The organism is Intestinicryptomonas porci (assembly GCF_033971905.1).
In the GTDB taxonomy this organism is placed as follows: domain Bacteria; phylum Verrucomicrobiota; class Verrucomicrobiia; order Opitutales; family Intestinicryptomonadaceae; genus Intestinicryptomonas; species Intestinicryptomonas porci.
On the sequence record NZ_JALBUT010000004.1, the window covers coordinates 219,299 to 234,921 of the forward strand.

Consider the following 15,623-nt stretch of genomic DNA (forward strand, 5'->3'; position numbering starts at 1 on the left):
TCCTCCAAATTATAATTCAAAATCCGATTCGCCTGAAAGTGTTTCAGGCAAAGTTTCGCCCGTTTTCAAAAGGGCTGTTCCCCATGAAAGCCCTACGCCGAAAGCGGAAATCAAAACTCTGGCGTTTTTTGCCACGGTACTGCGCCGCAACGCCTCGACAAGCAAAACCGCGCTGCTTGCCGCACTCAAATTGCCGATTTTTTCCATGAAATAAAACTGCTTTTCAGGCGGAACGCCAAGCATTTTGTATATCTGCGCCACCATTGTTTTGTTTGCCTGGTGCAACAAAACCTTGTCTAAATCCGCAACCGACACCCCGAATTTTTGCATCGCCTTCGAGATTTCTTCGGGAACTTTGTAAAGCGAAAAATGGAATACCGCCGCGCCGTCCATCTGCAAATCTTTTGCCGTGCGCACAGCCCCGAACTTGTCGGGAACGGGAGTTGCGGAATTTTCACTTATCGGATTTCTAAATCCGCCGTCTTTTACAATCAACGCCTCGTAAAGGCTCGAATCTGTGCCGAAGTCAACGCCTTCAATGCCGTCTTTTCCGTCCGATTTTTCCACTAAAAAGCATGCCGCGCCATCTCCATGCAAAGGCACAAGCCCGAAATCCAAAGGATTTATCAGCTTTGTTATGGTGTCTGCCACAATCAAAAGTATTTTTTTGCACTGCCCCGAAGCAATCATTCCGTTTGCAACCGAAAGCGAATAAACAAAAGCGGGGCACCCCATTGAAACATCAAAAGCTCCGCATGAGGAAGAAAGCCCGAGTTTTTCGTGCAAAACTGCGGCGGTTGACGGCAATATGTAGTCGGGCGTCTGGGAAGCGAAAACAAGGCAGTCGATTTCCTCTTTTTTTATGTTTAGCTTTTCTATCATTCTGCCTGCCGCCGCAAAGCCCAAATCGCTTGCACATACGCCTTTGGGGGCGACTCTGCGAGAGACAATGCCGCTTATTTTCTCGACGGAGCGCATTTTCTTTTCTCCGAATCTCGCCGCCAAGTCCGAATTTTGCTCGACATTTTTCGGCAAAACATAATGGCATGCCGTAATTTTTGAAAATATTTTGCAGGCGGATTCCATAAGAAAAATTTAAAATATCCCCGTTATCTGGCTTCAAGTCAAGATTTAAACCTAAGGTCTTGACTTCAAAAAGCGTTTTTTGGAAAATAATGGCAAATATGGAAAAGTTCATAGAAAACCTAAAAGAAAACGTTGACGCCTTTGAAGACGCCGAATTGACGCCCGAAACAAACTTCGTTCATCTTGAAGAATGGGATTCCATAGCCCTGCTTTCTGTGATGAGCATGATTGCTTTTGAATACCGCGCGAACGTAAAAAACGAGGAAATTTTGTCGTGCAAAACGATTTCAGAGCTGTATGAACTTGTAAATTCACGCAAAAAAATAAAGGGATAAAATGAAAAAAATAATGCTTGCCGCAATGGCGATAATTACCGCAACCGCACTTTTTGCGGGCGAGGAAACAATAAAACAGCCCTACTCTGAATGGGCGCGTTTTAACCGCTACGAAAAAGAAAACAAAGCGTTGAAAGACAAAAACACTCCGCCGCCCGACGCCGTGTTTATGGGAGATTCCATCATAGACATGTGGTCAAACGTGATTCACAAGGAATTTTTTAAGGAAAACAACTACCTCGGCCGCGCGCTTTGCGGGCAAGTGACAATCCAGATGATTGCAAGATTTCGCAAAGACGTACTTGAAATGAACCCGAAAGTGGTCGTCATTATGGGCGGCACAAACGATATTGCCGAAAACGAAGGATATACGGAGCTTGACGACATTGCGGGAAACATAATGAATATGGCGGAAATCGCTCTTTCAAACAACATGATACCCGTGGTATGCTCAATTACACCTGCGGGAGAATACAGATGGCGAAAGCGCATTTCGGACGTACCGAATAAAATAGCAAAAGTAAATGCCATGTTAAAAGACTACGCTAAAAAGCGCGGCATTATCTATCTCGACTACCATTCCGCGCTTGCCGACGAAAAAGGTGCAATGCCTGCCGACTATTCGGGCGATGGCGTGCACCCTAATTTGAAGTGCTACAAAATTATGGAGCCCCTGACAAAAAAAGCGGTGGACGAGGCGTTAAAACAATACGAATTGAAATTCAAAAAATAGCTAAAAAAAACTCCCCTAGTGGGGAGTTTTTTGTTATTTGCTTTCGATGCTGTTTGCAAAATACTTTGCAATCGCGCTCACAATCACAAGCTGAGCCGCGTGGTAAATCATGGTAGGAAGAAGCACAACCCCCGCTATCGCACTGCTTGAAAATATGACGTGCGACATCACCGAGCCGTGAACCAGAGATTTTTTCGAACCGCAAAAAAGAGCCGTTATTTCGTCTTCGCGGTTGAATTTCAGCATCTTCGAGACGCCGAATATAATGGCGTACAAAACAAAGAACATCATAATAACCCCGCCCGAAAGAACCGCCAAATTCAAAAACGAATAGCCGCTAAACATCTTGTCCGCAAACGACTGGCAAAACGAGGTGTATATTATCATTAAAATTGTGATTTGGTCGAAATAGCGCAAAGCCTTGCCGTGCTTCCGGGCAAAAGCCCCGAACCTGCGGTTTAACAAAAGACCCGCCGAAATGGGAACCAAAACCTGCAATATGAGCTTAAAAACGACATCTCCAATCGGATAGCCGCCGTTTTGCGAATCTATAAAAAGCCCCATCCAAAGAGGAGTTGCAAACACGCCTATCAAGCTTGAAATGCTGGCGTTAAAAATCGCCGCCGGAATGTTCCCCCCCGCTATCGAAACCATTACGACGGAAGACGAAACGGTTGACGGCAGAGTTGCAAGAAAGAAAACTCCGAGCCATTGATAATAATACCTGCTATTCGGACTAAAATCGACAAACTGCATTGCAAGAAGAACAATTATCGGAAACGCGATAAATGTCATAAAATGTATCGTGCAGTGAAGCCTTACGTTTTTAAGCCCCTCTTTCAACTCTTGCGGCTTCAATTTAAGCCCGTAAAAGAAGAAAATCATTGAAACGCCGAAAGAAGCCAAGTCGCCCAATGAAAAAGGCTCGCGCTCCATTCCTATCGGAGGATAGAGCCATGCTAAAAAAATGCAAAGGGCTATCGACATTATGAACCAATCGACGCCCCACTTTTTTAAAAGCCGAAACATATTATTTTTTCGATTTAAAACTTTGCGCAAAGCTTTCGGCAAAATATGTCAAAATCATGTCGGCTCCCGCGCGCTTTATTGAAATCAGCGATTCGTCGCGAATTTTATCAAAGTCAATCCATCCGTTTTGAGCGGCGGCGCAAACCATTGAATATTCACCCGACACCTGATAGGCGGCAATCGGCAAAGAGGTCGCCTGCCTCAATTTAGACACGATGTCCAAATAGTGCCCCGCAGGCTTTACCATGATTATGTCCGCGCCCTCTTTTTCGTCAAGAGATGCCTCGCGCAAAGCCTCGCGCGTGTTTGCGGGGTTTAACTGGTAGCCCGACTTGTCAACTCCCGATTTGCCCTTTTTGAGAGTGCCGACAGCCTCCCTGAAAGGCCCGTAAAACGCGGAAGCGTACTTCGCGGTGTAAGCCATAATGGCGGTATTTTCAAACCCAAGCTCGTCCAACGCCTCGCGGATTGCCCCCACCCTGCCGTCCATCATGTCGCTCGGGGCGATGAAGTCCGCGCCGGACTGCGCCGCAACCGCGCTCATCGCGACCAAAACTTCAACGGTTTCATCGTTTAAAATCCAGTCGCCATCTTTGTTCAAGATGCCGTCATGCCCGTGGCTCGTGTAAGGGTCCAAGGCGATGTCCGCCACGACTTGAAGCTCAGGAAAGCGTTTTTTTACGGCGCGGATTGCCTTGTTTTGAACGCTGTCGGGATTTACCGCCTCGTCGGCATCGTTGTTTTTAAGGCGCGGATTTATCTGAGGGAAAAGTGCCACTGCGGGAACGCCAAGAGCAAGAAGCGTTTCGCACTTTTTTAGCAGGCGGTCTATCGAAAGCCTTGAAATGCCCGGCATTGAGTCGATTTTTTCGCACTTGTTTCTGCCTTCCACAACAAATAACGGCTGGATTAAATCGGACGGCGAAAGCGAAGTTTCGGCGCACATCGCAAGCCTTGCGGGATTTCTGCGCAAACGTCTCGGGCGATGCGGCAGGTTGAGTTTGAAATTTTCATTCATGATTTTTTTGTTACTCCTAAAAATTTTTTTATCAACAATAAAAGTTCCATTGCCGATTTTAATCAAATAAAAAAGGATTTCAAACTTGCCCTTTTCGGCAAATTGAACATCATTTTTTAAATAATTTTTTGAAAGGTAATAAATGGTTCCAAGCGCATTCAACACATTATCACGCCAAAAAGAAGAATTAAAGCCGGCCGATGGAAAAATTTTCGGAATGTACTGCTGCGGCCCGACAGTTTACGGACCCGCGCACATAGGCAATTTCCGCACTTTTATAATACAGGACGTCTTGCGCAGAACGCTGGAAGTCGCAGGGATAAAGGTAAAACATGTCCGCAACATTACAGACGTTGACGACAAAACTATCCGCGAAAGCCAAAAGCTCGGCATGTCCTTAAAAGACTTTACAAAAAAGTGGGAAGACAAATTTCATGAGGACTGCAAAAAGCTAAACCTCCTCCCCCCCACCGTTGAACCGCGTGCAACAGAACATATCAAAGAGCAGCTCGACATGGTTGAAACCCTCGTAAATAAAGGGCATGCCTACCCTGTTTCAGACGGCTCGGTCTATTTTAAAATATCCACCGACGAAAACTACGGCAAGCTTTCAAGGCTCGACAAGTCTTCGCTTGCAACCCAGTCCACAAATTCCGCGGGAGACGCCAACAATGCCGACGAATACGAACGCGACAATGTTTCGGATTTCGCCCTGTGGAAAGGCAGAAAACCCGAAGACGGCGAAAATTACTGGAAATCGCCATGGGGCGAAGGTCGCCCGGGCTGGCACATAGAATGCTCCGCAATGTCGCGCAAATATCTGGGGGACACTTTCGACCTGCACGGCGGCGGAATTGACTTGTGCTTTCCGCACCACGAAAACGAAATCGCGCAAAGCGAATGCGCAACGGGAGTTTCCCCAAGCGTCCGCAAGTGGTTCCACAGCGCGCACCTCATGGTTGAAGGCGAAAAGATGTCAAAAAGTCTCGGCAATTTGTTCAGGCTCGACGACCTTTTGCAAAAAGGCTACACGCCCGCGCAAATCCGCCTTGCCCTAATATCAGGGCATTACCGCCAGCAGTTGAATTTCACTTTCAAAGGCTTGGACGACGCAAAAAGCGCGATTTCAAAGCTCGAAAAATCGCTTTCAACTTCGCTTGAAAAACTTTCAATAACAAAAGACGCTTTCTTAAAGAAAATAAAGGCGGGCGCAAAACCGGAAGGCACTGCATTCTCGCAGGCGTGGGAAACTTTGTGCGACGACATTAACGTTCCGCGCTGCCTCGGCGAAATATTTACGGCATTCGCAAAAGCCAAGGAAACTCCGCTAATCGAAGCCGACATAGACGCGCTCGGCGCAATTTTGTACGCATTGGGGCTAAAAATTTTCGAGGAAAAACCCGAAGAAAAAATCGATGCGCCCAAGGAAATCTTGGAAATTGCAAACGCCCGCTGGGAAGCAAAAAAAGCCAAGAACTACGCGCTTGCCGACGAACTGCGCGGCAAGGCGCTTGCGGAAGGCTGGGTAATTTTGGACAAAAAAGACGGTTTCGACATAAAAAAGGCATAAAAATGAAAATCATAAGGGCAAAAAGCGCGGGATTTTGTTTCGGCGTTGAAAGAGCCATCGGCATAGCGCGCAAGTGCACGGACTGCGGAAGAAACAAAGTCTATACCGACGGGCCTTTGATACACAACCGCCAAATGATGGAAAGACTTGAAGAAGAAGGCATTCTGGAAATCGGCGATTACCAAAGCTCAAACGAGCTTAAAAGCGAGCTTTCCTCAAAAAAGGCTGACGACGTGCTTGTCGTCCGCGCCCACGGCGTTTCCCCCGAACGCAGGGAATATCTGAAAAATCTGGGGCTTACCTTTAAAGACGCCACATGCCCCGACGTGGGGCGCATCGCGGGGGCGATAAAAATCCACGCCCAAAAGGGATATACAATAATCATTATGGGAGACCCAAAGCACCCCGAAGTCATAGGGCTTTTAGGGTACGCGAGCGGCAAGGGATATGTCGTAAAAAACAATGAAGACATCGACGCCCTGCCGAAGATTGAAGGGGACATCTGCCTTGTTTCGCAATCCACGATGTTCCCTGACGACTATCAGGCAATAGCGGATTACTTAAAAAAGAGATTTCCGAACTTGGAAGTTATCGACACCATTTGCGGAGCAACAAAGGAACGCCAAAAAGATGTAACCGTTCTCGCAAAGCAGGGAGCGCAAGCAATAATCGTAATTGGCGGCAGGCACTCCGCAAATACGGTAAAGCTCGCCATTATGGCAAAGCGCACAGGGCTTCCATGCTTTCACATTGAAACGCTTGCAGAGCTTAATTTGAACGAAATCAAAAAATTCGACGTTGTCGGAGTGACGGCTGGCGCGTCAACTCCCGAATTTTTAATCGACGAAGTCTGCAACGCGCTAAATAAAATTTAAATTAAAATAAATTTTGCGAAGGCATGCGGAAACCTTTCGGTTTCCGCTTTTTTTGCGCTTGCTCAAATTAAAAGATACCCCAAAAGCTATCTTCCACCGTTTATAAATCTGAAAAATCGCGGACACATTTTGCGCAAAAGCTCCGCCGCAAAAATGCAGGCGGCAATTTGAAAGATAAGCAGAAAAACAGAAAGGATGGCATATGAAAATGTATCAATATTATGGAAAACCAAAACAAATCTCTCACATATCTTTGAAATAAAAGTATGTGAACAATAAATAAAGAAAGAATTTCTAACAAGAGTATCGCTAATCTTTATTTTAAAGCGAGCCATAAGTCCGAAAAAAAATGGTACTCCGAAAATAAGAACATATGAATTGTAGCTAAAATCTATATTTTTAAAAAAATGCAAATAAAGATAAACTGCGGATGAAACGGCATACATAAAAAGAAACGTATAAAAATATTTTGCCGCAAGATTTATGAAATCAATCTTTTCAATGGCAAAAAATGCTCCAATCACAAACCAAAGCGCAAGCGTATAAGCATAATAAACATGGTAAAGCAAAAGGAATGCAAATAAAATCGTGCAAAGTAAAAATCTTTTAATCCAAAAATTCACATGCTTTGAAAACAGCATGTAAAAAATAGGAGAAAACAGGTTCATTACAAAAAGATATTTTATGTACCAAAGAGGAAGATCGCCTTTGGAATTCCAAATAAATTCAAATAGATTAAAATCCCAAAAATATGATTTTTCCGTCGCCAATCCCGATTTTACATAGAAAATTCCCAGCGAAATCCCAAACAAGTTCCAAAAAAGGTATGGAATTAAAAGAGTTTTTAAGCGTTTTTTTATCTTTCCCGCAAATGAAAATTTAAAAGTTTCGGCTTTTGTAGAATTGAAAAACAAAAATCCCGAAATAAAGAAAAAAGACGGCACTCCCAACGCGCCTATAATCTTTCTAATAGAAATAAAAACTTCATTGAAGGTATATCTGTCTGCATCGAAATAAACAGCCAAGTGATAGAATACCACAAAAATAATCGCAACAGCCTTTATACTGTTTAAAATGTCAACATGAAATTTTTTACTCTCATTTCCACCGCAAGCATAGGGTTTTAAATAACCGTATGACTTTTCAGCATCAAAGAATTTTGACACCTCTTGTAAAAAAACGTTCGTTTTTTTTGAAATATTCATATTTTGCATCGTAATTGGTTTAAATCCTTTTATTCCCGATATTTACATTGATTTTATTCAGATAAAAAAACGGCATTTTTTTTCGATTTTTTTCATGTAAAAAAAACGAATATTTTTACACCAAATTAAATATGTAAAAATTAGCAGAAAATACTCATATGTACAATTATTTTATTGCCTCGTAAGCCGCGAAGCATGAATTTTTATGCAATATTTCCGTTTTAGAAAATCCTATTTTTTCATAAGCTCAATCTGGTAAGAAAGCGAGCGCGGAGTGTCTTCATGATCTATATATTTAAATACCTTGTCCCGATAATCATCTCCTCCGATTTTTGACAGGTATTCTCCATATCTGCCCCGCATCATATTTTGAACGCCCGGAATTGAATGATCCACAAGATCTGTAATCCAAAGGCTTCCTCCTTTTTTTAAAATTGAAAATATTTTTTTAAAAGCAAATTCCCAATCTTCATCGTCTCTTAAATGGTGCAATACGGCGCAAGCCAAAACAACATCATAAAAATTTTCTTCAAGTTTTACGCTTCGAAAATCCCCGCAAAAAAATGCGCACATTTCCCCTTGCCAAAGCTCCTACCCTTTGTTTTGCCCTGACAAGCATATTTTCACTCAGATCCAATAAATCGCAATTTACATTAGGAGCGTATTCAAGCAATTTAATTGTATTGTTTCCCGCTCCGCATCCAATATCCAATATATTTGAAATAGGATTTGTGGAAACAGCGGCAGCGCAAGAAATAAGCTCCATTGCCAAAGGCGCATCCACCGTAGAAATTTGCCCTGTTGCTAAATTTGAAAAACGTTCAACATCGGCATCAAAACGGGCACGAATTTCATCTATCGTTGATTTTTTGGCATAATAATCATCCATTTTTTTATGATAAGGAAAATATTTTCCAAATATCAATTTTATTCTCCGGAAATTTAAAATCTTAAATTTTTTAACATTGGGATTTATTTACAAAATAGATATATAAAAAAATCATAAACACATGTAAAAATGCACAAAATATATAAAAGCAAAAAAAACGGCGAAGAATTAAATTCTTCGCCGTAAATCCGCCGTTTTAAAGATTATTTCTGCGGTATTATTTCATAGCCGTTAATTCGCGGGTCGCGGCTTTCGCCGTCCTTGCGCTTTGCGCCGCCCGTAAACTCAAGCTTTATGTAGCCGTTTTCGTCCGACTCCACATTTTTAATTTCAACAACAACCGCCTTGTTCACGCCGCCTGCGGCGCGAGCCACGTCAAAGTCTTTCAAAATGACCTTGCCGTTTGCCTTGACATCGAAAGCCGCCTTGCCTGCAACCTTGTCGCGGCTTGCTTCGGCGAAGTGCAAAACTACGGTGTACTTTTGCTTCTTGCCGGCCAAGAGGGACGTGTATTCGCTGTTGCCCCAACGCACTGTCCTATACATGTCATTGGGACCTACCGCCTTTGAGCCGTCAACGCACTGTTTCGGGTCTTCCCAAGTTCCGTCAGGCGCGACCTTGTAAAGCTTTGTGCCCAAAAGAATCACGTCTTGCGTCTGGAAGCCCACCGAACCCTTCAAAAAGCCGGGATCCTTTTCAAAAATCCTGCCGTTTTCTCCGCGGTTGTAGCCGCCGCAGTTGACTCTTGCAACCTTGCGGACTTCCAGCGGGCGCGCCTTGAAGTCGAAGCCCTTGTCTTCCCAATTCGAGACAGTGGCATTTTTGTTGTTCCTTACGATGTCGGAATCTTTAACTTCTACATTCCAACCGTCAATCATGACAACGGGCGAATCGCCCTTTTTCATCGAGTCTTTTGCAAATCTTATTGAAACTTCTTTATCCCTCTCGCCGGGGACAAGAGAAATGTAGTTATCTGAATAAGACACGGGCAAAATTCTCTTCTTTGATTTCTTGCCCTGAACTTGCAAGTGAATCATCAAAGCTACATTTTTAGAGGGATTGTTTAACTTCAAATCGATAATCTGTTCGTTCTTGGAAGAGCTAAGCTTTGCGTCCACCTTTATTGTTACCTTTGGCAAGTTTGCAAGTTCTTTGAACGAGCATCTTTCAAGCAATGGATAATCGCGCAATTTGCTTGCATCTTCTGGATTTTCCTTGCTGTTGCGCCAGTAGAAATTGTCAGAAATGAGTACCTTGTTCTTTCTAAGTTCAAGCTTCAAGAAGTGAATATCCGACAATTCTCCGGGCCATTCGACCTTACCAACGATTGTCCTTGATTGCGCTTTAGCGTTGACCGTAAAATCCTTTTTGCCGGCAAGCGTGCCGTTGAAATTGTAGAAAGCGACACTGCCCTTTGCGCCGTTTAGGTCGTCTTGCAAGTGGTTTATGACTTGAATTTGACCTCCGTCGGTTTCAGTAAACTGGATGTGCTGATGTTCGCAAGCCTTTTTGACGCCAAAGAAAGAAGCGTTTGTTTCTAGGTCGTACTGGATAAGCTGCCATATAAAACTCGGCTGGGAAGGAATGCTCATCCAATACAGGACGCCTTCTGCGGGCTCAAACATTCTTGCAAGTCTTCCTTCATACATCGCCTTGTGGGTCTCATAATTCATAAGCTGAGCTTTTTGCACAAAGTCCGCAAGGTTCTTTGGCGCGCCGTAGCGTTTTTCCATAAACTCCGGATACTTCCTGCCGCCGCCGGCGCAGAAATTGTGTTCAGCCCAAGAATCGGTAATGCCGTCCCATTCCGACTTCGGGAACATTCCCTGAATGGATTCGATTGTGGGAACGGAGAAACTTCCGATTTCCGTCTTGAAAGTTTCGCGCTTGTTGTAATTGGGAGCTTCAAAATAGCGCGAGTAAACCAGCGGTGGAACCCAGTCGTAAGGTCCGCCCGAGTTATAGCCGAACAATCCGCCCGAATTTGGCTGGTAATGGCGGTTCGGGTCGAGTTTTATGAGCTCATAGCGCACGATGTCGTCCAAATATTTCGGAGGGGTTGCCTCGTTTCTCGCGCACCAAATTACAAGAGATGGATGGTTGCGGTAGCGCAAAATAGTGTCGGTGACATTCGCCATGTAGTTGCCCGTCCAGACGGGATTTGCGTCGTTGAACTGCCAAAATTCCGACCAGAAAAGCATTCCATACTTGTCGCAAAGCTCGAAAATTTCGTCGCTTTGGCTCTGTCCGCCCCAGTTTCTAATCATATTGAAGTTGAGGTCGCGGTGGAGCTTCACCTGCTTTTCCAAACGGTCGTAGTCTATGCGCTTCAAGGCTTCTTCAATGCCCCAGTTGCCGCCCTTCATGAATACTCTGACGCCGTTTACGGATAGCTTGAAGTTGGGCGTTCCCTTTTCCACGCTCGGAGCGCCGTCTTCAAAGTACTTAAATTCGCGAATGCCGAAATTAAGCTTCCTTTCATCCGAAACATCATTATTGACTTCAAACGAAAGCTTCAATTCGCACAAATTTGGCTCGCCCAAACCGTTAGGCCACCAAAGTTTCAGTTTCGGACCTTTAATTTCAAGCTGAGGGAAATCCGCGGGCGTAAATTTTACAGTTTCGGTAAAATAAGGCTTAACTTCTATTTCCTTCTTGAATTTGACATCGCCGAAAGAGCCTTTTATCACGCCTTTTATCACGCCTTTTACGGGATAATCCGTAACGTTTTGCACGGGAACGTCTATGCTGACATGCGCCAAATCACGCTTTGGCAAATTGGGCAAAGTCGTTGTTATGTACGGGTCTTTTATGATGGCAGGACCTGTTGCGGAAAGAAAAACCTTGTGCCAAATGCCGCTGTTTCTGTCGCGAATGCCCGACTGCCAGTCCCAACCGACAGAGCAGCCGAAAGTTGCGCCGTCAAGCCTGCCGACGCCGCCACAAGGACCGCCCGTAGTGCCCATAATGTGTTCGGAAGGCACGCCTGTCGTCGGCTGCGGGGAAATCCTCACCGCTATTGTGGTTTCCTTGCCCGGATGCACGTCGTAGTTTCTCGTAATGTCGAAAATCCCGCGAATGAACGCGCCCTGCACGGGACCGACATACTTGCCGTTAACCCAAACTCCCGCGCTGTAATTTATGCCGTTAAATTTAAGCCAAATTCTCTTGTCCTTGAAGTCTTCGGGTATTTTTACGGTTGTGCGATACCACCAGTCTTTTTTGCACAAGTCTTCGGGTATTTTTTCAGGGCGGTTGTTTTCGTCATAGAGAGGTTCGGGATAAACCTTATTGTTCACCAAAGTCGTAAGCACGGTTCCGGGCACCGTTGCCTTGTACCAGTTGTCGGTCTTGAAGTCCCCCTTTGAGACTGAACGACCTTCTTCGGGCAACTTGCCCGACCCCTGCCGATACCAGCCTTCAATCTTTGCTTGTTTTTCGATAATTGTTGCGTCCTGCATCTGCCAGCCCGACGACAATTCAATTTGGTTTAGATTTTGAGCAGACAGCGGAGCCGCAAACAACGCAAACAAGCCCGCAAGCACTCCCATTTTCCCTTTTAATTTTTTGATTTCCATCATTTAAGTTATACAGTTGATTTTAAAAAAATATATTTTTAAGTTATCATATAAAAAAATCAAACATAAAAATCCTCCAAATTGCAAAAATTAATCTGCAAAACAGGTCCGAAAGCAAATTATGTTTTATATATAAAACAAAGTCAATATTGGCGCGGAGCATTCGTGGTCATTCCCGGAATTCCGCCTTCCCAGCTTGCGGGTCTTCCAAAAGAAGTTTGCGACTTGGTTCCCCTGTCCCTGCTCGGTTTTTGACGCTGAGTCTCAACATTGTTGCAGGCGCAAAGAAGCGAAGTTAAAGCCAATGCAAAAAACAAATAAAATATTTTTTTAAAGTTCATAGTCGTAATAATTTTATATTCAAAGAATAAATACTTATTTTAACATTCGGGCAAGATTTAAAAGACACAAAAAAAGCGCGTTTTTTAACGCGCTTTTTTGAAATCAAAAACGAATTATTCTTCTTCGGCTTCTTCTGCTTCCGCAGGTTCTGCCTTTGGAGCTTCTGCTTTCGGAGCGGCTTCTTCAGCCTTCTTTTCTTCAATGTTAACAACCTTTACAAGCTCCAACACGTCTTGCGCTTCGATTGTTTCGGGCAAGCCTTTTCTCGGGCTGAATTCAAGAATCGCAAATTCTTCGCCGGCTTTCAAAACCTTAGCGTTTGCAATCAAAACACCCTTGTTTGCCAAATTGATTTTCTGCCCGTCAGCCAACTGGTCCTTTTTGCCCTTGTTGATTGTGAGAATGTTGTCGGACTGGGAAACATTCGTAACAACTGCCGTCTGACCTTCGCCGACATAAGGAACAATGTACTTCTTTGTTATCTTTTTCTTGCCCGCTTCCAAATCAATGTCTTCGTAAGTAACGACTTCTGCCAAATCAAGAATCTTAGCCTTTTCGGAAGCAACTTCCAAATCTTTCTTAACCTGGTTTAGCTGGTTTTTCAAAACAGTGTTTTCCTGCTTCAAAGAATCTATTTGAGTATTGTCAACCTGAACATTCTTCGCCGCAACCAACTCCTTCTTGAGCTGTTCTATAAAGGCTTCTTTCTGGCTTACGCTCTTTTGAGAATCTTCCAAAGAAATTTTTGTTTTGCGCAAATCGTTTGAAAGCTTTACTTTTTCGTTGTTCAAGCGAACATTTTGATTGCGTTCGCTTTCAAGTTCTCCCGCCAAAGACTTGGCTTTCTGCGTTTGTGTGTCGAGAGAAGCTTTTGTCGCCTTCAAATCCTTGTCAAGCTTGCTTTTCTCGGCAAGGATGCCGGGAACTTGGGCGGATTTCGCAAGAAGAGTGTCGCCTTGGACACCCTGCATGTCGGCATTTGCCTGCTTTATTTGACCTTTTACATTAAACCACATCCAGACGCATGCGATTGCGCCGAGAATAGCTGCGAGACGGAGTACTAACGATAATTTTTTCATATTTTTTTGTTAAATAAATAGCTTTCAATTTTTGCCTTGGCAATTCAAAACCCTTTAATTAAAAGCCTCCCGAATTGCATTGGCATTATAAAAAGACAGACTTCCCGAAGACAGGCATAAAAACCATATCTACAATAGAAACGCCTTATAAGTACAAGAATTTTTCGTTTTTTTTCAAAGTTGTCAAGACTTATATGAAACACAAAACAAATTTTCTAAAAAAAATTCCCGCAAAAAAACAATAAAAGGCGAAGCCCTAAAACTTGTCTATCGACTTCAAAGCCTCTTCCCTGCGCTTTTCCGACTGCTTATCGTAAAGCTTTTCCATATAAGCGCGCATTTTCTTGTCGTAAGAAGCATCGATAAATAGCACCGCATCTTTATAAACAGCCGCACGCACAGAGCCGTCAGAAAGCTCGTAATTATAGCCGACGCAAGTATTCGGCTGCAAAGGAATGCCACATGTCATCTGAAAATTCGGAGTTCTGTTTTCGGGAGCGCGTCCGCCGTAATAGACGTCTTCAACCCCCACGCGATGAATTGAAAAGCCCTTGGGATTTTCCAACTTAAAATCAAACATATTGGGCTCGACAGTCCTGTAGATATTGCCATTTTTAAAATCGAAAACCATCTTTCTCAAATTGTCGGTGGCGTTGGATTTTTTTATTGTCTCGGTCGAACCGCGCTTGTTTGAATTGCCACCGCGCTTCGTGCGATCGTCCCTGCGCTTTTTGTCATCAGCGACCCTCTTTGTGTTGGCGTCGGAAGCAGTAAATTCAATATCCTTGTAAATAAGTCCCTGGACCGTCTGCAAGAAATCCCTGTCTTTCAAAACTTCAGGGCGAGGCTCAACAAAAATAAACCTGTCGTTGTTCTTTGGCAAAATTTCGGAAAGCGAAACTTTTTCGCCGGATTTTAAAGGCTTCCCTTCGGAATCATAGAAAACGCCGTGCGGAACGCCGTTTTCGTCAAAATTCACGCTCCACTTCCTGTATTCGGGGACAAAGTTTACCCTCGTCCAATAAACGCCCTCGCGCTTGGAAATGACAGCCTCCATCAAAGCTTCAAGCTCCTCGAAAGTCATGGGCTGACCCTGCCTGCGGTAAAATTCCATCACCGACAAGTCGTCCTGATAGGCATAATGGATTTCCCATCCCTGCAAGTCGTCCTGAGAATAAGTGTCGCCCATTTCAGAACGCGAAGAATTGGGGCGCTTGAAATAAAACGAATTGCGGTTTCCCTCGGGCTGCATCATCAATATGTGGCTGTAAGGAAGCTCCATCGCCTCGCGCAAAGAATCTTCAAACGGATATTGATAAGCGCCGTTTAAACGCGAATTCATACGCCTTTCGATTTCAGTGCGATCCTCGCCAACTTTGGCAAAAACTATAGAAGAGAGAATAAAAAAAGAATAGAATAAAAAAAATAACTTCCTCATATCGAAAACTAAAAAAGATTTTTTAAACAATTTCAACAAATTTCTTGAAAGAAAAAAATAAAGAAAATTTTGTTGACGAAACCTAATAAAAAAGTAAATTGAAAAACTTTAATTTATTCAGACAAATCAGTTCTGAAATAAACAGGAGAGGTGACAGAGTGGTCGAATGTGCTCGATTGGAAATCGAGTGTGCGTCAAAAGCGTACCGGGGGTTCGAATCCCCCCCTCTCCGTTTAAAAGCGTTTTAAACTGCGAGCTCAGAGAGCTCGCAGTTTTTTTGTATAAATTTTGCAAAGAGAATGAAGTTCTATTGAATAAATTGGGTCAACACCAAAGAGAGTGGATTTTAGTGAAAGACGCCGCATAGAACCAAGACCCTCAATCTGTAATTTTGGAAGTTTCGATAACCATAAGCCATTCGTTGTATCAGTTTCATTTTTCTATGG

Annotated in this window: 13 protein-coding genes, 1 tRNA gene and 1 pseudogene; 5 read left to right on the forward strand and 10 right to left on the reverse strand. The window is 43.8% G+C overall.

Annotated elements, in window-relative coordinates; all coding sequences use genetic code 11:
* Positions 1–9: 9 nt before the first annotated feature.
* Entirely contained in the window at positions 10–1,086 is a 1,077-nt protein-coding gene (locus MOX91_RS04805) for a 3-oxoacyl-ACP synthase III family protein (protein WP_370396949.1), read from the reverse strand.
* A 98-nt stretch (positions 1,087–1,184) separates the two neighbouring features.
* On the opposite strand from MOX91_RS04805, the gene MOX91_RS04810 reads away from it, so the two are divergent.
* Together MOX91_RS04810 and MOX91_RS04815 are read left to right on the forward strand one after the other, a co-directional pair.
* Entirely contained in the window at positions 1,185–1,421 is a 237-nt protein-coding gene (locus MOX91_RS04810) for a phosphopantetheine-binding protein (protein WP_370396950.1), read from the forward strand.
* Position 1,422: 1 nt separating this feature from the next.
* Positions 1,423–2,154, forward strand: coding sequence for a GDSL-type esterase/lipase family protein (locus tag MOX91_RS04815; RefSeq protein WP_370396951.1), 732 nt, complete (start codon positions 1,423–1,425; stop codon positions 2,152–2,154).
* Positions 2,155–2,187: 33 nt separating this feature from the next.
* Here the strand turns inward: MOX91_RS04815 and MOX91_RS04820 are convergent, their stop codons facing one another.
* Together MOX91_RS04820 and hemB are read right to left on the reverse strand one after the other, a co-directional pair.
* Entirely contained in the window at positions 2,188–3,183 is a 996-nt protein-coding gene (locus tag MOX91_RS04820; RefSeq protein WP_370396952.1) for a bile acid:sodium symporter family protein, read from the reverse strand.
* Between the two features lies 1 nt (position 3,184).
* On the reverse strand, positions 3,185–4,201 hold the full coding sequence (hemB, locus tag MOX91_RS04825) for a porphobilinogen synthase (protein ID WP_370396953.1): 1,017 nt from the start codon (positions 4,199–4,201) through the stop codon (positions 3,185–3,187).
* A 142-nt stretch (positions 4,202–4,343) separates the two neighbouring features.
* Between hemB and cysS the strand changes: the two genes are divergently transcribed.
* Positions 4,344–5,771 (forward strand): cysteine--tRNA ligase, encoded by a 1,428-nt coding sequence (gene cysS / locus MOX91_RS04830; protein ID WP_370396954.1) that lies wholly within the window; start codon positions 4,344–4,346, stop codon positions 5,769–5,771.
* 2 nt (positions 5,772–5,773) lie between these two features.
* On the forward strand, positions 5,774–6,646 hold the full coding sequence (ispH, locus tag MOX91_RS04835) for a 4-hydroxy-3-methylbut-2-enyl diphosphate reductase (protein ID WP_370396955.1): 873 nt from the start codon (positions 5,774–5,776) through the stop codon (positions 6,644–6,646).
* Positions 6,647–6,732: 86 nt separating this feature from the next.
* Here ispH and MOX91_RS04840 read toward each other — a convergent pair whose 3' ends face one another.
* The 6 genes and pseudogenes from MOX91_RS04840 to MOX91_RS04865 form a co-directional block, all read right to left on the reverse strand.
* On the reverse strand, positions 6,733–7,851 hold the full coding sequence (locus tag MOX91_RS04840) for an acyltransferase family protein (protein WP_370396956.1): 1,119 nt from the start codon (positions 7,849–7,851) through the stop codon (positions 6,733–6,735).
* A 166-nt stretch (positions 7,852–8,017) separates the two neighbouring features.
* Positions 8,018–8,740 (reverse strand): annotated as a pseudogene (locus MOX91_RS04845) (class I SAM-dependent methyltransferase).
* Positions 8,741–8,943: 203 nt separating this feature from the next.
* Complete coding sequence (locus tag MOX91_RS04850; RefSeq protein WP_370396957.1) at positions 8,944–12,321, reverse strand: glycosyl hydrolase 2 galactose-binding domain-containing protein; 3,378 nt, start codon at positions 12,319–12,321, stop codon at positions 8,944–8,946.
* Between the two features lie 140 nt (positions 12,322–12,461).
* Positions 12,462–12,659, reverse strand: coding sequence for an ETRAMP family protein (locus MOX91_RS04855; protein ID WP_370396958.1), 198 nt, complete (start codon positions 12,657–12,659; stop codon positions 12,462–12,464).
* Positions 12,660–12,773: 114 nt separating this feature from the next.
* Positions 12,774–13,739, reverse strand: coding sequence for a hypothetical protein (locus tag MOX91_RS04860; RefSeq protein WP_370396959.1), 966 nt, complete (start codon positions 13,737–13,739; stop codon positions 12,774–12,776).
* 256 nt (positions 13,740–13,995) lie between these two features.
* Complete coding sequence (locus tag MOX91_RS04865) at positions 13,996–15,081, reverse strand: hypothetical protein (protein ID WP_370396960.1); 1,086 nt, start codon at positions 15,079–15,081, stop codon at positions 13,996–13,998.
* Between the two features lie 240 nt (positions 15,082–15,321).
* On the opposite strand from MOX91_RS04865, the gene MOX91_RS04870 reads away from it, so the two are divergent.
* A tRNA-Ser gene (locus MOX91_RS04870) sits at positions 15,322–15,409 on the forward strand.
* A gap of 114 nt (positions 15,410–15,523) precedes the next feature.
* Here MOX91_RS04870 and MOX91_RS04875 read toward each other — a convergent pair.
* On the reverse strand, positions 15,524–15,623 hold a 100-nt coding region (locus tag MOX91_RS04875), incomplete at its 5' end, for a transposase (RefSeq protein WP_370396961.1).